The sequence below is a fragment of the Arthrobacter sp. UNC362MFTsu5.1 genome, assembly GCF_000685965.1.
Taxonomy (GTDB): Bacteria; Actinomycetota; Actinomycetes; order Actinomycetales; family Micrococcaceae; genus Arthrobacter.
In genome coordinates this window covers 41,348-61,008 of sequence record NZ_JMLE01000024.1, presented here as the reverse complement: position 1 = coordinate 61,008, position 19,661 = coordinate 41,348, and the positions used below count along the sequence as shown (strand labels likewise).

General features: G+C 59.0%; 12 protein-coding genes and 1 pseudogene. 11 read left to right on the top strand and 2 right to left on the bottom strand.

Annotated features, from left to right (window positions below; translation table 11 throughout):
- Positions 1 to 441, bottom strand: a 441-nt coding sequence (locus BS38_RS0118925; protein WP_197024985.1) for a carboxypeptidase-like regulatory domain-containing protein, incomplete at its 3' end; no start/stop codon positions are given.
- Positions 442 to 1,153: 712 nt separating this feature from the next.
- Complete coding sequence (locus tag BS38_RS0118920) at positions 1,154 to 1,924, bottom strand: FadR/GntR family transcriptional regulator (RefSeq protein WP_028272224.1); 771 nt, start codon at positions 1,922 to 1,924, stop codon at positions 1,154 to 1,156.
- 94 nt (positions 1,925 to 2,018) lie between these two features.
- Between BS38_RS0118920 and BS38_RS0118915 the strand changes: the two genes are divergently transcribed.
- The 11 genes and pseudogenes from BS38_RS0118915 to BS38_RS0118865 all read left to right on the top strand — a co-directional run bounded on the left by BS38_RS0118915 (position 2,019) and on the right by BS38_RS0118865 (position 19,622).
- Entirely contained in the window at positions 2,019 to 2,897 is an 879-nt protein-coding gene (locus BS38_RS0118915) for a carbon-nitrogen hydrolase family protein (RefSeq protein ID WP_028272223.1), read from the top strand.
- A 10-nt stretch (positions 2,898 to 2,907) separates the two neighbouring features.
- On the top strand, positions 2,908 to 4,263 hold the full coding sequence (locus tag BS38_RS0118910; protein ID WP_028272222.1) for an APC family permease: 1,356 nt from the start codon (positions 2,908 to 2,910) through the stop codon (positions 4,261 to 4,263).
- A gap of 50 nt (positions 4,264 to 4,313) precedes the next feature.
- Positions 4,314 to 5,093 carry a carbon-nitrogen hydrolase family protein gene (locus BS38_RS0118905; protein ID WP_028272221.1) on the top strand — a complete coding sequence of 260 codons (780 nt, stop codon included), beginning with the start codon at positions 4,314 to 4,316 and terminating at the stop codon, positions 5,091 to 5,093.
- A 24-nt stretch (positions 5,094 to 5,117) separates the two neighbouring features.
- A pseudogene (locus BS38_RS26860) lies at positions 5,118 to 5,548 on the top strand (amino acid transporter); the annotation flags it as partial.
- A 307-nt stretch (positions 5,549 to 5,855) separates the two neighbouring features.
- Positions 5,856 to 8,096: an NACHT domain-containing protein gene (locus BS38_RS0118895; protein WP_197024984.1), complete on the top strand. Its 2,241-nt coding sequence runs from the start codon at positions 5,856 to 5,858 to the stop codon at positions 8,094 to 8,096.
- Between the two features lie 44 nt (positions 8,097 to 8,140).
- The gene (locus tag BS38_RS26855) at positions 8,141 to 8,968 is read left to right on the top strand and encodes an FRG domain-containing protein (RefSeq protein ID WP_081818974.1); all 828 of its coding nucleotides are present in this window, start codon (positions 8,141 to 8,143) and stop codon (positions 8,966 to 8,968) included.
- 340 nt (positions 8,969 to 9,308) lie between these two features.
- A complete protein-coding gene (locus BS38_RS27705; RefSeq protein ID WP_231511327.1) occupies positions 9,309 to 9,518 on the top strand; it encodes a helicase-related protein in 210 nt (69 codons plus the stop codon).
- Positions 9,515 to 10,147 carry a hypothetical protein gene (locus BS38_RS0118880; RefSeq protein WP_028272217.1) on the top strand — a complete coding sequence of 211 codons (633 nt, stop codon included), beginning with the start codon at positions 9,515 to 9,517 and terminating at the stop codon, positions 10,145 to 10,147. The genes BS38_RS27705 and BS38_RS0118880 overlap by 4 nt, the downstream gene beginning before the upstream one ends.
- A gap of 9 nt (positions 10,148 to 10,156) precedes the next feature.
- Positions 10,157 to 12,610, top strand: a complete 2,454-nt coding sequence (locus BS38_RS26540) for a hypothetical protein (protein ID WP_051629023.1) — start codon at positions 10,157 to 10,159, stop codon at positions 12,608 to 12,610.
- Positions 12,610 to 14,037: a hypothetical protein gene (locus BS38_RS0118870; protein ID WP_156037183.1), complete on the top strand. Its 1,428-nt coding sequence runs from the start codon at positions 12,610 to 12,612 to the stop codon at positions 14,035 to 14,037. The genes BS38_RS26540 and BS38_RS0118870 overlap by 1 nt, the downstream gene beginning before the upstream one ends.
- An 8-nt stretch (positions 14,038 to 14,045) precedes the next feature.
- On the top strand, positions 14,046 to 19,622 hold the full coding sequence (locus tag BS38_RS0118865) for a hypothetical protein (RefSeq protein WP_028272215.1): 5,577 nt from the start codon (positions 14,046 to 14,048) through the stop codon (positions 19,620 to 19,622).
- Positions 19,623 to 19,661 lie beyond the last annotated feature (39 nt).

Genomic DNA, 19,661 nt, shown 5'->3' with positions numbered 1-19,661 from the left:
GCTGGACTCGTTGGAAACGCTGGCTCCGGCCACGGGGCGTCCGTTGCTATCGACCACGCGAACAACTGCCGGGACCAGCGGGGGAAGTTTGACCGTTCCGACGTCGGTAGTTCCGCTGATTTCTATGTTGTTGGTGATGATTGTGAGATCCGGGTCAGCGTTAGGGGCAGCGTAGGCGAACGCAAGTTCTGGGGAAGTCTCGCCAACGGGAATGTTGAAACGGCCTTCGCTGTCGGTGACGGCATCCGGGTTGAACATCCCCCCGGTCTTGGTGGCGTAGGCGCCCGCGATCGGAGCACCGTTTGAATCAACAAGAACACCAGTCACCGAGAAAACAGATGCTAACGAAGCTGAAGGATCCCAGAGCAGCGATCCGGCCGCCATCGCAAGGATCGAAAAACCGCTAGCGATGCGTTTCCAATAGGATGTCGTTGCGCCCACTTAGGCCCCCAGTATTCAAGTCACAGATCGGAAGTACTCCGCACCAAGGAGACCTATATCGGAGCGCCCTTGACTCTTCATCTATGTGAATTGCGGAAACCTCGTAAGAGTATCGTAAAAAAACGTTTACTTGTGTATTCAAGTGAATGAGTGCAGTTTGCCCGATCTCGGAGCTCTGTACCGCGCCCCTGCGGTCCCTTCAAGTAGGTGTTCTTCTCCACGGCGGCCACACCGTATCTAGCAGTGCCAACTTTGCGCCCGTGGACTCGGGCACTGCCAATTGGCGACACATCAGAGCGGTGTAAAGACGGCTCGGCCGACGAATTTAGGCGTCGGTGACGTCGCCGGTGGCCTGGAACATTGACATTTCTTGCCAGCGGTTCCAGAGACTGGGACTGGCCGACACTCACGGATTGTTTCAGCCTCGAGTTGCATGACGTGAGCCTGGGTCTCGGCGGTCTGCCACCTCACTTCGGCGCCAGCAGCTCCATTGCTGAACGTCGTGGAATGTGTTGTGCACCTAGGACCGGTCACCCCGGCAGCCTTTGACTTAGGGTGTTCTCATTCGTGCTGAGAATGGCAGCAGCTTCCTCGGTGCTGACTCAGTAGACGTCCATGCGAATACCCGCCCGCAGTTGCAGGCTATGGGGCGCAGATCGACCAAGAAGGTGAGCCATCGAAGCGGCCGTTGCCAGCGAGATGAAGTCAGCGGTTATTCATCATTTGGAGGCAGCGCGGCTTCCGCGCGGGCCAGCCCCATAAACATCGTCCGGTGCAGGATGTCCACATGCTTGCGCGAAATCTCCACGGCTTCCTGCGCAGTGCCGGCCCGCAGGGCTGCCACCAGCGCCACGTGGTCGCAGTTTGACTTGTGCAGCAGCTCGATCGGGTAGGGGATGAAGTAGGCATAGAGCTCTGTCAATGTCTCGTGGTACGCCTCGACGGCGGTCCCCAGGCCTGAAGCGGTGCCCACCAGCTGGTGGAACTGCTCGTCTGCCTGGTGGTAGTCGGACCAATCCGACGACTCCGCCATGGCGCGGGTCAGCCGGTCGAGTTCATCCAGCTGCTCGGCCGTGGCGTTGAGCGTCGCGTAGTGCGTTACCGCGCATTCGAACAAAAGTCTCCGGTCCACCAGCCGGTTCACAGCCTGCGACTCGGCCGGTGACGCTGAGAGCTCGGCCAGCACGCTCTGCGGAGGCTCATCCGCCACGAAGGTTCCGCCGGCACGGCCCCGCCGGCGGACCACCACGCCCTGCTCCGCCAGGCTCGCCAGCGCGCGGCGGGCAGTGATCGGGCTGACCGACAGGCCTAGCGCCACATCCTCCTGGTCAGGCAGACGCTCGCCGGGTTTCAGTAGCCCCAGCGAAATCGCCATGCCGATCCGCAGCCGCACGGCGTCGATGGCGCTGCGACGGTCGATGCCGGCCAGCCTGCCGGCGCCGATGGGTGAGGAGTCGGCGGTGTCCTCCAACTGACGGGTCATATCCGCTACTTTACGGCCCATCTGCCCCTCTTCCCATAATTGGATCATTCTGATCTAATATAGTGCAGATCACATCCCCAACATGGAGATAACCATGCAACGCACTCTTCCCCTCATCGCAGCCCAGGCCCGGCCCCGGCTCATCGGCGAACCTGTCTCGGCCTTCGCGGACGAGGTCAAAGCCGCCCTCGCCGTCCAGCCGCACAGCAGGCTGGTGGTCTTCCCCGAGCTGCACCTGTTCGGCGACGGGGACCCCGACCAGCAGCGCACCAAAATGCTCCAGGCCACCGCCGAACCGCTGGACGGACCCCGGGTCAAGGAACTCCGCCAGCTCGCAGCAGACCTCAAAATCTGGCTGGTCCCGGGCAGCGTGTGCGAGCGCGGCCCGGAAGGGCAGCTGTTCAACACCCAGCTGGTTCTGTCCCCGGAGGGGGAGCTCGCCGGCTTCTACCGGAAGGTCTTCCCTTGGCGCCCGTTCGAGCCCTACGACCCCGGCGACCGGTTCACCACAGTGGACCTGGCCGGCATCGGCAGGGTGGGCCTGAACATCTGCTACGACGCATGGTTCCCAGAGGTGTCCCGCCAGCTCGCCTGGATGGGCGCCGAAGTGATCCTGAACGTCGTGAAAACCACGACGCCGGACCGCCGGCAGGAGCTGGTGCTCGCTAAGGCCAACGCCATCGTGAACCAGGTCTTTGTGGTCAGCGTCAACTGCGCCGGCCCTACCGGCAAGGGCCTGAGCATCATCGTCGACCCGGAGGGGAACACCCTCGCCGAGGCCCCCGATGACGCACCGGTGCTGCTCACAGCGGAACTGGACCTTGCCGCCGTCGAGCACGTCCGGACGCACGGCACCGAAAACCTCAACCGCCCCTGGTCCCAGTTCCGCGACGGCGAAGATGCCGTCGAACTGCCCGTGTACCAGGGCCGGATCAGCCCGGCCACCTGGGCTCCCCAGTCCTTCAACGCCTAAGGAACCACCTGTGACAACATCACCCACGCTCACCCGCACGCTGAAACTGCCCAGTCTGGTCCTGTTCGGCCTGGCATACCTGACCCCGCTGATCGTCCTGGGGATCTTCGGCATCATCGCCGAAACCACCGGCGGGGCATCGCCGTCCGCCTACGTGGTGGCACTCGTCGCCATGCTGTTCACCGCCCACAGCTACGGCCGGATGGCCATCGCGTACCCCGTGGCCGGGTCCGCCTACACCTACGTCCGCCGCTCCATCGACCCCCGGGTCGGGTTTCTCGTGGGCTGGGCCATCCTGCTGGACTACCTCTTCCTGCCCATGGTCATCTGGCTGATCGGCGGCTCGTACCTGACGGCGCAGTTCCCCGGAATCCCCATCGGTGTGTGGATCGTGGGCTTCATCCTCATCACCACGCTGCTGAACATCCTGGGCATCAAGGTGGCGGACAAAGCCAACTACGTGCTGATGGCGTTCCAGCTGCTAGTCATCGTGTTCTTTGTGGTGCTCTCTATCGGCAACGTGGTGTCCACGCAGGGCGCCGGGGGACTGGCCAGCACGCAGCCGTTCTTCAACGACACCTCCAGCTTCGCCACCATTTCCGCCGGTGCCGCCATCGCCGCGTACTCGTTCCTCGGGTTCGACGCCGTCACCACCCTCACCGAGGAGACCATCAACCCGCGCAAGAACATGCCCCGCGCCATCATGCTCATCGCCCTGATCGGCGGCGGCATCTTCGTGACCGTGTCCTACGTGACCCAGCTGGTCCACCCCGGCGGGGTGTTCGAGGACTCCGCTTCCGCAGCCAGCTCCATCGCTTTGCAGATCGGCGGGCAGCTGTTCGGAGCCGTGTTTCTCGCCGGCCTGGTGGTGGCGCAGTTCGCCTCCGGCCTCGCCGCGCAGGCCAGCGCCTCCCGTCTGCTGTACGCGATGGGCCGGGACTCCGTCCTCCCTAAGGCGGTCTTCGGTCGGCTCAGCGCGAAGTTCCACACACCGGTTGTGAACCTGATCCTCACGGGCATTGTCGGCCTGATCGCGATCTTCCTGGACGTGGCCACCTCCACCTCGTTCATCAACTTCGGCGCCTTCACCGCCTTCACGCTGGTCAACGTCTCGGTGGTGTTCCACTACATGCGCCAGCGCCGGGCCGGGCACCAGCTGAACCCCGTGTCCTACGTGGTGGTCCCGGTGGTGGGAGCCGTCATCTGCGCCTACCTTCTCTCCCAGCTGGACAGCAACGCGATTACGCTGGGACTGTCCTGGCTGGTGCTCGGCATCGTGGTCCTGGCCCTGATCACTCGGGGATTCAAAGCGGCACCGCCGGAAATGACGGCGACTGAAAAGGCGACGGTCGAGGCGGCCGCCTGACCTGGACACTTGAGTTCGGGCCGCCGCCTGACCGAAGGGAAGGAACCATCGTGAGGATAGCGCTCGGGCAGCTGGAGTCGGGGACCGACATCCAGGCCAACCTCGCTGCGATCGACCGGTTCACCGCCGAGGCCGCGCTCGACGGCGCCACGCTGGTCGCCTTCCCGGAATACGCCACCTACGAGAAGAAGAAGGTGGACGCGACGTTCCCCGAGATGGCCGAGCCGCTCGACGGCCCCGTCTGCCAGGAGCTGGCCAGCATCGCCCGCCGCCACCGGATCGCGATGGTGGCGGGCGTGGTGGAGAGCTCGGACGAGCCGGGTAAGGCCTACAACACGCTGGTGGCTTACGGGCCCGACGGCGGCCTGCTGGCTTCCTACCGGAAGATCCACCTTTTCGACGCGCAGGGCTTTGGGGAGTCGGAGTTCATCAAGCCGGGGTCCTCCACCGGCCCCGTGGTGTTCGAGTCCGGGGGAGTGCGGTTCGGGCTGATGACCTGCTACGACCTGCGGTTCCCCGAGCTGGCCAGGTCCCTGGCCGACGCCGGTGCCGAGGTTCTGCTAGTGTGCTCGTCCTGGGTGCCGGGCACGCACAAAACAGAGCAATGGCTGGCACTGAACGCGGCGCGCGCCATCGAGAACAGCGTGTACGTGGCAGGCGCGTGCCAGGCCCCGCCGGTCTCCGTGGGGCGGAGTGTCCTGGTGGATCCCATGGGGGTTATTGAAACTGACCTTGGCTTGGAGGCTGGGGTCCGGGCGGTGGATGTCTCGATGGAGACGGTGGCGCGGGTGCGGGAGCTGTTCCCGATGTTCCGGCAGCGGCGGTTGTAGGGCCCGTGCCATCGGCCCGCGGGTCTGTTCACGGCCGGGCCGGCCGTGCTGATCTCCTACCTCGGGGCAGGCACCTGCATCATCCAGGTGATGTGGGCGCTCGAGAGATGGCAGCCGCCAATCCGGACACCGGTGCCTTCTCCATCTACACCGCGATTGCCAAGGGGCCCACTGGCCGGTGCCATCATGGGCTGGCTGGGCTGGCTGTGCTGGATGCAGCTTGTGCTGGTCATCGCGGTCGAAGCACTCGGTGCTGCGGGCCAGCTTGCCACATCTTCCCGGTGCTGCCGGTGTGGCTGAGGTCCTTCGTGTTCATCGTGGTGCTCACTGCCGTGGACATGACGAGCGTGAAGAACTTCGGCGAGCTTGAGTGCTAGTTCGCCGGCTCAAGCTGGTGGCTATCGTCGGCTTCCTCCTGTTGGGTGCCTGCCCTGCTGTTCGGCTGGCTGCCGGGCGACGTCCTCGGACTCTTCGGGTCGGGGCGACATGGAGCTACGCGGAACTGCACCTGCCGACTATTCAAACGACGGCAAGCGTTGACGTCTCGATGACCACTCGCCTTGCGGAGAAAAAATACAGGACCGGCCGATCCTCGGGGATTGCTTTAGTTGGAATTGGTCGCGACATGGCGATATTTACCGGGGAATCCGAAGCTCGTTTGATCTACTAGCCAGAGAACTTATGCCACGCAATAACGCGCTGGTGTCTAACTATGGGGAGTCAAGGGGAGCAGTGACTGGTGTAGGCAGCAACGCTAGCGGCATGGAATTTGAACGCGAAGTGCTTCGGTTGGCACGGCTCCTGTACCCTGGAGACCCGTCGGGTGGAGCCACCAAAATTGATGGACAGGAACGGGACGGCATCTTCGTAACTGAGGACCTAGTAGTGGCGATTGAGGCTACGACGTCTCCCAGGAAGGACAAAGCGGAGAAGGACGGCAAGAAGCTGAAGGCTTTGGCGTCGCAACTTGCCACACAGTATCCGTTCAAGGCTATAAAGTGCTTTTTTGTAACTCAAGAAGAACCTACCGCCGATCAACGGGACGCTATTAAGCGGTTAGGCACTCCCCTAGCTGCAGTCGGATTCGATGATCTTAGGTCTCGACTGATTGACGTTCGGTCATATCTAAGCGCCCGTGGCGATCATGAGTTCGGCAGTGCAAGAGATCCTGAAACCGATGATAAGCGGGTCACGGATAAATATGTTGAGCTAGATTTCGTAGACAGCGCAAGCAAAGCCACTATAGGTGTTTCGGACCTTTATAGGATGATGCAGGACGGACGTCAAGTTGTTCTGATTGGTGATTACGGTACCGGAAAAAGCATGACCTTGCGGGAAATATACCTCCGCTTCCGCAAGGACTACTTCAACAAGGTAACGACGAAGTTTGCGCTCCACCTGAACCTGAATGATCACCAAGGGCAGTCTGACCCCTCAGAGGCGTTAATCCGGCATGCGAACTTAATCGGCTTCTCACAGCCGCACCAGCTTGTGCGCGCATGGAAGTCCGGCGAGGCCCATATCATTCTGGATGGATTTGATGAAATCTTCGGTTCGGGAGGTGCTGGCCGGCCAATCGCTGAAGTGCGCGAAAAAAGCGTGGAACTAGTCCGAACTTTCTCCCGAAAGACTCCACGCGAGGCGGGCCTGCTTATAGCCGGACGCGAGCACTTCTTCGACTCTACCCAGGAATTGCGCCGAGCCCTCGGTCTTAGACCAGAAGTAACAATTGCGAGTGCAAGTGAATTCACTGAGGACCAGGTCCGAGCCTACCTACAGCAGCGTAATTGGTTAAAGGAGTTGCCCAGTTGGCTTCCAAGGCGCCCATTGATAGTGGGCTACCTTGCGGGGCATAGACTGTTCGACTTGGTTGATGATATTGGCTCGGTGGACTCCGGCGAAGGATGGCACAGATTAATTCAAGCGGTTTGTGCACGAGAAGCTCGCATCGAGGCCGGCCTCAACGAAGATGCCATTCGAAGCATGCTAGAGAAATTGGCCACTCTCGCTCGAAAAACGAGCAGCGGCTTGGGCCCTCTTCAATTTGAAGATCTCATTACTGCCTTTCGCGATTTGAGGGGATACCTCCCCGATGAAGGCGCTTATGGTGTGCTTCAGAGACTGCCCGGTTTGAGGGTTAGTGACGGCCGCACAAACTCTCGATCCTTCGTCGATGACGATTTCGTCGATGCCGCCCGCGCGGGTGACATTTATAACTTCATTCTCAATCCATACCAGCCTAATTTTGGTGATGCATTTACGGGTGCTCAAACTTTGCTGGGTGAGGTTGGCTTGGCCGTGCTCGGCTATCGAGTAAATGGAGCGTCGTTGTCAGAAGGGGCGATAACGACATCGCTCACCAAAGCGCAGAGCATTGCCCGAACCGAAATCGTGCAGGCTGACATACTCCGATTGATACTTTCCCAAGGAATGTCCCCTCAGCGAGCAATCACTATCAATGACCAACATATTCCTTCTCTCCGAGTGACTGATGGTGCAGATTGCTCGTCGGTGGAATTTTCTAATTGCATCATAGAGGTTTTGGACCTGTCCGGCCTTGAGTATGCCGGAGATATCCCGAGGTTCACGGAATGCATAATAGAGAGAATTGATGGTATTGCGGCCCTGGATGAGCTGACGACGGAGCGAATCGTTGCCTCTGAAATTGGTGACTTCAGCGAGAGCAGTGAAACCATGGCCGCTATACTCAAACTCGACCTGCCAGATCGCAAACGAGTAGCTTTGACGCTTTTACGCAAGATCTTCGTTCAGTCAGGGCATTCCAGGAAAGAAAGCGGCCTCTATCGTGGTTCCTTGGAAGGACAGAACCTACGTAGCTTCGTTCCTGCGGTTCTAGATGAATTGAGAAGTATGGATGTTATAAGGAAAACTCGGCGACGGGATACCACTCTCTGGGAACCGAACAGAGTTCTATACTCGCGCGTGAAGCGCATACTTGAGAACCCGACAACTAGCGTCGACCCAATCATTTCTAGGTTTTAGGAGCCGGCGCGTGCAGGACATGTTTATGATACGAAAGTAATGCCATGACCGACATGATCGATATCCGCGTTGGTTCTGTAGCTGAATTTATGCAGGAAATTGCGTTTATTAGCTCTGATTATCCCGCACCGCTGTGGTATAGGGGCCAGCGTGATGCCTCTTGGCACGTGCAAGCGGCCTTGTGGAGGGAGGAGGAGAATCGACGGCGACCTTATACGCCGGCAGATGAAAGGAACTTCACCCACAGGTTCCGCACGCGGGCAGCTATGCGTTATCCAAATGAGCGCCTTGACTATGACGATCATTCAGCTTGGCTGAGCTTGATGCAGCACTATGGGTTACCAACTCGGCTCCTTGACTGGAGCCGTTCACCCCTGGTTGCCGCCTATTTCGCCGTGGAGGCTTACTTCAATGTCGATATGCCTGCGCGCGACGCTGCCATCTTTGTGCTTTCTCCTCATCAGCTGAACCGTGATCATGCCTATATTGAGTTCACACCCGCCATCAACTCCAGGGTCTGCGACGACTGGATAAAGCCTGCTTTTCTTGATCAAGACCGCGAAAGAAATCCTCCACGTGATTTGGGTAATGATGGTCCGATAGCAGTCATGGCCACTGAGTTGGATTTGCGTATGTTCGTGCAACAGGGGTGCTTCACCATACACAAACCGCACACCATGCCGCTAGATTCTCCTGAGGTATCTGGTCTTAGATGGCGCTTTGTGGTTCCAGCGCGCCATGTGCATGACTTCGCGAGGCAGATGGATGTACTAGGATTTCGTGGCGGTGACCTTTTCCCGGACCTACAGAATTTGGCTGGTGAGCTCATTCGATCTCATCCAGCGGGATCTATTAGACCAATGAAGTTCTAGTGGGTCCCACGGACTGTTCCTAGGTATCGGAGCTCCCATGTATAGGCACGGCTATGCCCTTTGAAATTTTGAATCTCTTAGTCGTACGAGGGCCTGATACCGTCTCGATGCGCCGCTCGCTTCTCCCTCCGTACTTATGTGCGTCATGACTCGTTCTCGACCATGTGTAGCCAGCAGCTTTTTCGCTTTCCATGTAAATAGAAATACGGTGTCGCAATGATTAATCTCATTGGCGGAGATGCGGAGGAAGAGCTGCATTAGGGGTTGTAGGCTCTTCGTGATTGATGGTGAAGCAGGTCCGTGTCTTGATACCTGAAGGGCTCGTAACCTGCTAAGACGGATGTTCTCTACGCATTACGTGTTCAACCGGGCCGGCATTCCGTCCGTCGCCGTCGACGGGACCACTCACAATGCCGACCGCGAGGAAGCCCTCAGGCGCCTGGGCAAGCGGGAGATCAACTGCATCTTCGCCGTCGACCTTTTCAATGAAGGCCTGGGCCTGCCGCAGGTGGACACCATCCTGCTGCTCCGGCCACGCAGAGCGCCATGATCTTTCTCCAGCAGCTGGGAATCGGGCTGCGCCGTGCGGAGGGCAAGGCGGTGCTGACGGTCCTGGATTTCATCGGCCAGCAGCGCCGTGAGTGCCGCTTTGACCTGCGCTACCGGGCGCTGACCGGATACGGGCGTAAGGAGCTGGAGAAGGCTGTCGAGGACGAGTTCCCGTGCCTGCCGTCCGGCTCGCAGATCGTGCTGGACCGGGTGGCGCAGAAAGTGGTGCTGGATAACATCAAGGCACAGCTGCGGTTCAACCGGGCGCAGCTGGTCCGGGACATCGCCTCGTATGCCGAGACTGAGCTGGAGGCCTATCTGGAGCGGTCGGGGAATGAGGTGAAGACGATCTACCGGTCCATCAGGGACTCGTGGACCGGTTACCTCCGGCAGGCAGGATCGATCGAGGGGCTTTCACCCCTGGAGACCGTGTTGCGCGGGAAGCTCGAGGAGCTGTCGGACGCGGGGGAAAAGAAGCTGCTGGGCCGCATGGCTGCGCTTATCCATGTGGACGACCTGGAACGTGCCGAGGCTACGCCAGCAAGAGTCTGGAACCGGTGCGAAGATCACTGGCACACGGATGAGACGAAAGAGAGTGTCGCGCCGCCGGCGACCCTCTGTGAACCGTAATCTGATCGAATGCCCAAGGAAACACGCCCGTCCCAGTGGTCTGATGCCGAGCTTGACGCACTCATCGACAGTTATCTAGGGATGCTGAAGCTCGAGATCGCAGGCGCAAGCTACAACAAGCGACAGAACAACCTGAAGCTCCAAGAGACCGTGAAGAGGTCACACGCCTCGATTGAATTCAAGCTCTGCAACTTGAGCGCTGTCCTGGACGGGATGGGCAGAAGGTACATTTTCGGGTACAAACCGCGTCCCCACTTTCAGGCTGCCCTGCGTGACCGCGTACTCCGGCGCTTGGGGGAATTTCCCTTCACCGATGATTACGATGCCGATGGAGACTCGGCGCTTGCCGAAGCAGTGAAACTTGACGGTGGAGCTCCGTCCACCGTCATGAACCCGGGGCGAGAACCAGATGATAGCTTTGAGCCACGCAATGAGGGGGAGCACGTGAAGGCCGAAGAGAGCGAATGCGCTTACTGGGACACGCTGGGGGAGTTGTGGGACAGGACAACCGGCGGGAGCGGCGTAGCGGCGAAGCCGGCCAGCGAGGGCCAGAGCCAATTGCCTACGGCGCCTCGGCCGGCCGGTGTGGAGGAGGCCTGCGCCTGGTTTAAAAGCGGCCTAAACAGCGACTCCCTTCCCCGCTTCCTTTTCCTCGTGGGAGGGCCCGGTGCCGGGAAATCCCATGCAACTTCTGAGATCGTCGATGGGCTTGACCCCATTGAACCCCCAGAGGATGGACTCGCCCATCGAAGCTACCGATACAGGGCTGGGGGCAGGGAGCTTCTGCTAATCAACGACGCCACTATCGGTAGCACCGAGCACCGGCGGAATCCACTCAGCAAAGAAATAGATGCCTCTCAGCGTGCTGGTAAGCACCTCGTGGCCTGCGTCAATCGAGGAATCCTAATTGATGAAGCCACCCCAATCACTGCCAACTCTACTCATGACCACACCGCGGGCCAGGCCCTTGTGCGCTGGTTGGCAGGGGATGCCGCAAGCGAATCTAATTGGAACGTCCAAACGGATTGCGATGAACCCTACCTGCGCGCCGGCCACCTATTCGATGGGCCTGACATCGTGGCCAGCGTTCTGGTTGTTTTCGTCGACGTGTGTTCACTCCTTGAACGGCGCCCCGAAGTACGCATTACATCCGGCGACAACGGCGGCACTATTTTCGAAGCTGAACCCTATGGAATCGCGGACTTTGCGAAGCGGACTGCCATGGACGTCGTTACGCCTGCCAGTGCCCTGTTCAGCAAGGTGACTGACCTCGTTTCGACTAGGGGATTTTATGGCGGATCAGAGCACCTAGTCGATCCGATAAAGGCGAATATCGAGTCCCTTAGCTCTAACCGCGTTCGTGCGGGAATCCTGACGGTGGTTCGGGGGGCCGAGCTCACGTCCGGGCAGCGCATGACTTTTCGCGAAATATGGGGGATGATTACGCGTTGTATCCTCGGGGACGCCCCGAACCAGGTCGCGAGGGACGAGCTCCGCGGTCTCATCACGCGTCTCCAACCAACCGAGGCCGACTCTGTGCTGCGGTTCAAGGACCTTCAGGTGCTCGCCGGATTGCGTTTCTCCCAAGCCATCTTTGGTGGCCGGAATCCGGGATCCGATAGCTTTGATCCCCTTGGTAACCCCATTACGAAGCTCACCCACTTCGTTGACCCGATGCGGGACGCTATTCCAGGACGCTTCGATCAAAGCTGGGAATCCGGGTGGGCAACACCGTTGGCCGACTCTTTCGCCGGTCCAGTCACCAACGGCTCACCCCTGGAAAGCCTGGAGGATGACCTCGATGCGGAGGATACGTTCTCCGGCATCTTGACTGAGTTCGATAGAATCTTGGACCGGGCGTTTGTCGGTGCGATGCGCGACCCTAAGATACGCGACAAGGATCGCTACGCCTTCATCTCTTGGTATGGAGGGTATCTTGGCCGCCTCTATGCACTTGCCAATGGAATTCCAGCCTTCAGGCCTCAGGTCGCCGCGTGGACCCAAGCTTGGTATCTAAGCCCAAATCTTCCCGATGAGCTGGGGTTTGGCCTCCGCACGCTACTTCGTCCTAAGCGCAAGCCGGGGGATATCGAGTCTGCTTCGCTGATTCCTGTTCTGGCGAGTCGTACTGATCCGATCGTGGGTGTTCAATCCGAACCTAAGCTCGCCCTCAAGACCGGAGACGTCGAAATGAAGACATTCAGGGACTCCGAGGCCTTGTTCCTCATATTGAGCGAACAAGGCAAGGAGATCTCGCGCATGCCATTGGACTTTGCTCTGGTGAGAGAAGCTCTGGCTTGCGGGCACGAGCATGCAGGAGTGACGGAAATGACTGATGTGACTTCGCCCCGCTTGGAGAGGTTTCGAGCTGCTCGCCTAATTCCCACGCAACTGAATAGGGCGAACTACCGCGTTGTAGTGGGTAACTCGGACTTCAGCATGACCGTCACTGGAGGCTATTAATGGTCGCTGCAACCCGCATCATTCTTCCTATGAACCGGCCTCAATATGTGTCGGTGCCGGAAGCCTTTATCACATCACTGGCATGGAGAGTCCACGACGATCGCAAGAAGGAATTAACCGAAGATGGTGTTCCCGTGGCGTATATGTTCAGGTCAGAGACGGCCGGTACACCGACGCTCAAAGTCAGGTCAACGGAGCCGGAGGGCCAGAAGCTGGTGGACTATGGTCACCAGCTCGTTGTTCATGGACTTGCAACGAATGCAAGGTACGAGGGCGACTTAGCCTCAGCAGTTCTAAATAGCGTAGCGGGAGTGCAGGCTGAGAAGAGTAAGAGCCAGGCTGCTAGCCCCATTACGCCAGCGTTTGCATTGCTTCAAGATATGCGCGGTTTCCAAAGAACAAAAAACCCCCCGGATCTGGGGGCTATTTTGGAATCTTTGTTCCGGCTGGGCCTCAAAGAGAACGACGGAAAAACTACAGCTGCCCGGCTCTGGCTTAATGCCGCTAACAAACGCTGTGAGATAGACCCCCTCTTATCCGCAATTAATGAGGCGACAAAAGTGGCGCTTCTCGATGCGGGATACCCTGAACTTGGCGAAGACGTAGACCCCGACACGACCCGTGAGTTGGAAAGTGATCCAGGGGCCCTGTACGAGGGCACTCCGTTTTCTTGGTTTGCCAGGTCATGGCAAAAGTTGACTAGTGATGAATGGGTTGGAGCCCTACCTGCCAGAGTATGGGTTGACTGGGCAACCACCGTATTACGCCTCGCGCTCGGACAGGGCTTCCTCTGGGAAGCGGCCTGGTATGAAACGCTGGCCCGTCGGATCCTCAGTGGAAAGCCGGGCACGTGGAGTGAGGTCATGGCGCAAGTGCCGGAGATTCTTCCTTGGAGGTCGAGTCGCTCGTCCGTTGCAGTGAGGGACGTCGCTCCGCTTCTCTCGTGGCGCGTGCACCGAGGCTCCAAAATCCGGAAGGTCTTAGAAGATTGGCTTGTGTCACGTCCAGCGTCTCGCGACGATTTTGCTGCTGCGCTGGCTGCAATGTCAGAGGACGAGGAGCTCCGGGGTTCCCTCACGTTGGCCCTCGGCAGCGGCGAACGGTCGGCCGCAAATACGTGGGAAGCGGTCAAATACGCGTTGCTGACGCGCGACGCGAGTGGCCCATTCGCCGACTACTACGGACTCTTGCGATCCAACGGACGCTTCCTCACCGTGCAGCCCGGGACGGAGTGGATGGCTGTCGTCGCCAGCCTTGCCTGTGAAGGTCCCGGAAAGACCTCGGATGTGGCGACGCTCATGCTGAACCTAGAGGAGCTCGGCCTCAGGCCCGAGGCAGGGGACCTGATTCGGCTGCTCGAAAAGGCTGGACTGGCGCGGGGTAGCGCCGATGCCGACCGCGGCGTCATCATCGAAAGTGCTTTCTAGGAGACATCGTGGAATTGGAACTGTTTGGATCAGTGCTAGGGCGTTGCCTGGCCTCTTTGGATACGCTGACGGCGGCGTACCTGCCCGAGGGTATAGATGACGCGACCGCGGCGGCCGTTGTCCGGCGAGCGAATCAGCTTCGGTCCGCTGTGCCTCCCTACGCGATCCTAGTGTCAGCCGGCGAGGAGAACGACGAAGATGCACTCTGCATCAGGGTGTCCGCTCAGAACGCCATCAAATATCGCCAGGACGACCGACTCGCGGTGGTCGTTGGGAAGCACCCCGATCTGGCATCCTTCGTACAGGCCTTCCGGGAAGTCCTAGGACAGAATTTTCCTGATGGCGCTGCTCAAGAAGTTTCGCTACAAGCTGTCGCAGCGGCCGCGATCGCCGAAGTTGCGGACGCGACCGGAATCGACGCCACGACGGATTGGGATCGGACGCTTGCGGGAGCCAGACTCGCACAGTGCTTCACGCTTCTGGCCGACGTGCACAAGGAACTTCGTCAGGGCACGGAAAGTTGGAACACGTACTGGTTTAGGCACGTAGGGATCGGACTTACTCGACTTGTCGAGAAGATTCGCGCCACCAAGGTGGTAGCGCCGGAATTGTCGATTGATGATGTCTTCGAGCAGTATACCTATGCCGCTTTCAGGCTGCCCCGGCCGCTTGGATCAGGTCCAACGAAATATTCGTCGAAGAAGTTCGTCGATGCCCTACAGTCCTACTGGGCCGATGAGACGACTATCAACGCAACTGCTAAGTCCCTGGGCCAGCTCGGCAGCGGCCAGCCGGGCCACCATGCGCTAGAAGACATTGACTGGTCGGGGATCGATAGCCAGATGGCCGCCGACGACAATCAGGCGGTTGCCCTTGCAAACTATTCACCGCTAGGGTCTGACGTTACAGAGGCGCTAAGCTCCCTCACAGATCGTGACTTCGTCGAGCCATTGGGCGCAGACCTAACAAAAGCTCGACTTGAGGTCACGGATGCAGCTGGTAGGTCCCTTAGCGCGACCGGCCCGGGGGATTCCGGCTCAGTGGCCGTCGCATGCGCAGTACCCGACGAAGAATCGAGTGGGATCGCGTCCGAAGAAATCCGTGTCAGGATTCCCGTTACGGGAGGCCCTTCGCATGGCGAACTTGGAACCACCAGCCTCACTTTCACGACCAAGGCAGCAAAGACGCATTGGTCCGGATGGCTGCAGTTGGACGAGGACGGTGCGCTCTGGGCCGTTGGCCACATTCGGCGCGACGGCAACAAGGGTCCGACCCGGCCTATACATTTTGAGCTCCAGATACCCGCCGGGGACGTCCTTTCTGGTCGAGTGAACACCGCCCTATCATTTGACGTATTTGTGGCGCCGGTCGACTCTGCGGGACTGCTATACCTGCCACTGAAGGCAAAGGGTGCTGCTGGTAAGCCTAAATATGTAGGCTCAGATTCCGACGGCGGGACCTTCGGCGCCACGCTAGACGGAAGAGCCTCCCAGTATCGCTATATTGTCGTTGCAGCTGCTGACGAGGCTGTACCGCTCTACGAAGGAACGGAGATGCAGCTGCTGAGCGGGCGGCCTCGCATCTTTGCGGTGGATGCCAGCCCCGTGGGTTTGGCGAATATTGTTGTCGGCGACGTAGTCTTCGAGATACGCGCTGCGGAAAGCCGCGAGGCCCCCCAATCGCCGATCGTAGCAGCAGTGAATAGGGACAGGATATCCAAGGACCGGCCAGACTTGGCCGTCCTTCAATCGCTTCGAGGCGTCTACGAGTCGCTGCTTGCAGAAGATCTTCTGGATAACGAGTGGAACACGTGCTTGGGACACGTCGTGATGCCCGCGGATAGGGCGTTCCCGCTTGACGATCTGGGTGCCCGTGGCGGCATATTGATGAACAGCGACATGGCCACAACATGGAGCAAGATCAGCGATTTCCGAATACCCGATGAGATTCTGTCTTCCGCTGAAGCGGAAGAATTCCGGGCTGCCCTAAAAGAATTAGACCCCTTAGAGGCCATGCAAACCCTCGACGCCGACGGTGCGACGTATGTCGAGTGGCCTTCGAAGACATCATGGCGTCACCTTTGGGATAACCGTGGTCAGGAATTGAAGCGGTATCTGACGGCGTATTCCGACCTCGTTGAAAAGGCTCGCTGGTTCGGAGATCCTGCGGGAGTCTTCTGGGCGGCCTATCCTTTCAGTATCAGCGTATGGGAGACCGAGCCGGCTGCGAAGTGCTCAGCAGTTCTCCTTAGCCCCCTGCATCCGATTCGACTGGCGTGGCTAGCGGGCGTCGAATCAGTCCTTTGGGAATCCGAGTGGGCAGAGCACCTCGCGGGAACCGTCGAGGGCTGGAACTTCCCCCTTCTCGGTCCGAAAGAAATGTCTAGTGGACGAATGCTCGCCGTTCCGATGGAAACTGGGGATGGCCAATTATTCCTCGGCTGGTCGATGCTGGTCCGCGCGTCGATCGAGGGATCGGAGCCCCTGAAGGCCCCAGACAGAATTGGAGATCAACCTGCGCCTGGGAGTGCAGCGAGTGGTCTGAACGCGACGGCTGTTGCAGCGGCGCTGCGCAGCTATCGGCAGATGAATCCTCATGTTTCAACGCTGACCGTTGACTTGTCTGCTTCATCAGAGGCGACTCGCCTCCATGAGGTCGATGACGCAGTACTAAAGGAAATCGAGGCTTGGACGGGGAGGCCCGACGTTCCATTGATCGGAGGGGCCAGGATCTGGGACTCGAATCGCCGGTCGGGCGAACCGCCCCGGGAAAAAATGGCGCGTCTGGTGCGCTCCTCAGAGGGTATTCCGCTCACATGGTCGCGATATGCTCCCGACAGCGCGAACATGAAAAAGTGCAACATCCGCATCCTCCAAGACGCCGGTGTGCACCTTGAGGTTCAGTCAGGTCAGGGGCGAAATCTGGGTGTACTGGGTGACTCGCCGCTGCGTCGCTTCGAGTCCGTGGCTGGCAACGGCCAATCAAAATCGTCGTCGACTTCGCACCCCACCTTTCGTCCGGAAACAGGGTGGGAGCCACTCTCGAGGGCACTACGCCTTGTCGAGGGCACCGCAAGCAGCCCACAGATCATCTCAAAGTTGTTCAAGGCCAACTTGGTCAACGATTCTGCGGACTGGACTGTTTCGGGCGAAGCCTTGATGAATCCCAGTGCTATGGCGGAGATCGTGCAGCATTCGAGCGGCGGCAGCCAGATGTTGTGGGAGTGGCGACCGCCCTTCCTTGACGCGTCGGCGGACGTTCCTCTCTTGGAGCGGCGCCCCTTCGTTTCGGTTGCTAGGGTTCCCGGAAGCTTTCGTGCGCAAATAAAGAAGCTGCTCGCAAAAGCTCAGGGCGGAACCGTGACCGATGAAGAGCTTGATGACCTGCTTGGCCAGCTAGGCGCCCGTGGAGTGGGACTGTCATCGCTGTTGGCGATGGGGGGAACGCACGCGTCAGGGGCCCTTGGCTTTTACCTGGCGTTTGCTCTCATGAATCGGCTCAACGAAGACTCCGAAAACACCTACGTATTGCCGATCGATGCTTGCGACAATTTTCTGAGGGCCCTCGCGCGCGGAACCAACCAGTCCGCCCAGATGCGCCGTGCAGACCTCTTAATCGTTCGAATGAACGACGAGGGCGTCACACTGTCTCCAGTCGAAATCAAGTTCTACGGTTTGGGATCGGAAGACACTAATGGCAACCTGCCCGGGCCGAACGATGCGGCCATGAATGAGCCGTTGGACCAGGTGCGCGCCACTCAAGAATTGTTGCTTAGTGTGGCAGAAAGTTCGCGCCAGATATCGGTCGGAGGATCGCGCGCGGATAAGGCATTGTGGTCCAATGGCCTCGCGGCGCTGATTGAAGCGGCGATTCGTTTGAGGCCAGGCGGAAGCGCCGAGCCAGAAGTTCTAGCGAGGCACCTGGACAACCTAGTCAACGGGAATCTCGAAGTCCGAACTGGTCAGCCGTTGGTGTGCTATTTCAAGCATGACGCCACTACTTCAGAGGGCGGAAACTTCCGAGCGGTGCATTCATCGGAGGTGGACGGTGCATTGCCCGGTGCTGGCTTTGGCCTTCTGGCGGCCAATGCAGGCCATGCATTCGAGGCAGTCACCGATCCGGAAAGCGAGTTGGTCCAAGAGTGGAACCGCCTCGTTCACTGGTCGCTGGGCAATCCGATAGAGGCCGTCGCCACAACGCCTTTTTACGAAGAGACTGATGAGGCGAACGTGCCGGAGGAGACGCACGCCCAGAAACCGGACGTCGTCGAAGTAAAGCGTGATCTGCCTGCTGAAATCACAGGGGAAGGCCCCGTAGAAACGGAGCCCACCCAAGCAGAAGCAGAGGAAGCAGAGGCCGTCCTGATGCCAGTCGCGAAGCCCGGCGTCGGAGGAGCTGGGGCGACCGGAGTATCTGGCGACACTTCTTTCGTCGGTGGCATTCGGGGCACAGGTGTTCGATTCCGCGTTGGCCGGGTCCTTGGGACGCTCGGCGACTCAATGGCGGAGTACTGGCCAAGCAATACCGAACTGAACCAGATGAATATCGGTGTTGTGGGCGACCTTGGAACCGGGAAGACCCAACTGCTGAAGGCCCTTGTCTATCAACTCAGGGAAGGCAGCAAGACTAATCAGGAGACGCCGCTGTCGATGCTCGTATTCGACTATAAACGGGACTTCCAATCGCCTGATTTCTTGGAGGCCGTTGGCGGAAAGGTACTAAAGCCTTACCGAATTCCGATAAATGTCTTTGCTCTCCGAGAGGGTTATTCCCCTCTGGCCGCATACCAGCGTGCCCAGCAGTTCGCAGACGTACTCGATAAGATCTATGGCAACATCGGTCCAGTGCAGACGGATCGCCTGGTCACGTCCATCGTCAACCTTTACAAGGAGAAACAGGGCGAGCCTCCCACATTGGCCGAGGTTCTGACCGCATACAGTGACGGCCAAAAGCCCGACGCCGTTACTTCTATTCTCAAGCCGTTCATACTCGGCGAGATCTTCAGCGATGACCCTAACGAAATGATGTCCTTTGAACAAATGATGGAAGACAGTGTCGTCATCGTTGCCCTTAACGATTTTGGCACGGACGACAACGGGAAGAACGCCCTGGTCGTTCTGTTCCTCAACCTGTATTACGACTATATGCTCAACTCCACCAAGTGGCCGTTCGTTGGGAACTCGCCTCAGTTGAGGAGACTCAACTCATTCCTTCTGGTGGACGAAGCAGTCAACATCATGAAGTACAACTTCCCGGTGCTCATGAACCTCATGCTGCAGGGCCGAGAATTCGGCTTTGGCGTTATTCTCGCCTCGCAATACCTCGACCATTTCAAAAAGGATGGGCGTAACTATGGGCAGCCGCTTCTGACTTGGTTCCTCCACAAGGTTCCTTCGGTAACGTTGAAAGAGCTTCAGCAGCTGGGGCTGCCCAACGTAACGCCAGATATCGCTGGCAAGATTTCAAGCCAGAAGGTGCATCATGCCCTGTATAGCTCATTGAATTTCTCAGGAAAGTTCATTGAGGAAGTGCCCTTCTTCAAGCTGATCAGCGGAGTCACTGGCGGCGACCCAACTGAGGTGTAGCCCGACGGATGCGCGGCTCTTGATTTCGGAGGTAGCCAT

Excerpts from the sequence above, each read along its gene's own strand:
- BS38_RS26540 (WP_051629023.1), top strand. The coding sequence starts at position 10,157 with ATGCCCAAGGAAACACGCCCGTCCCAGTGGTCTGATGCCGAGCTTGAC.
- BS38_RS0118870 (WP_156037183.1), top strand. The coding sequence starts at position 12,610 with ATGGTCGCTGCAACCCGCATCATTCTTCCTATGAACCGGCCTCAATAT.
- BS38_RS27705 (WP_231511327.1), top strand. The coding sequence starts at position 9,309 with ATGTTCTCTACGCATTACGTGTTCAACCGGGCCGGCATTCCGTCCGTC.
- BS38_RS0118895 (WP_197024984.1), top strand. The coding sequence starts at position 5,856 with ATGGAATTTGAACGCGAAGTGCTTCGGTTGGCACGGCTCCTGTACCCT.
- BS38_RS0118880 (WP_028272217.1), top strand. The coding sequence starts at position 9,515 with ATGATCTTTCTCCAGCAGCTGGGAATCGGGCTGCGCCGTGCGGAGGGC.
- BS38_RS26855 (WP_081818974.1), top strand. The coding sequence starts at position 8,141 with ATGACCGACATGATCGATATCCGCGTTGGTTCTGTAGCTGAATTTATG.
- BS38_RS0118915 (WP_028272223.1), top strand. The coding sequence starts at position 2,019 with ATGCAACGCACTCTTCCCCTCATCGCAGCCCAGGCCCGGCCCCGGCTC.
- BS38_RS0118920 (WP_028272224.1), bottom strand. The coding sequence starts at position 1,924 with ATGACCCGTCAGTTGGAGGACACCGCCGACTCCTCACCCATCGGCGCC.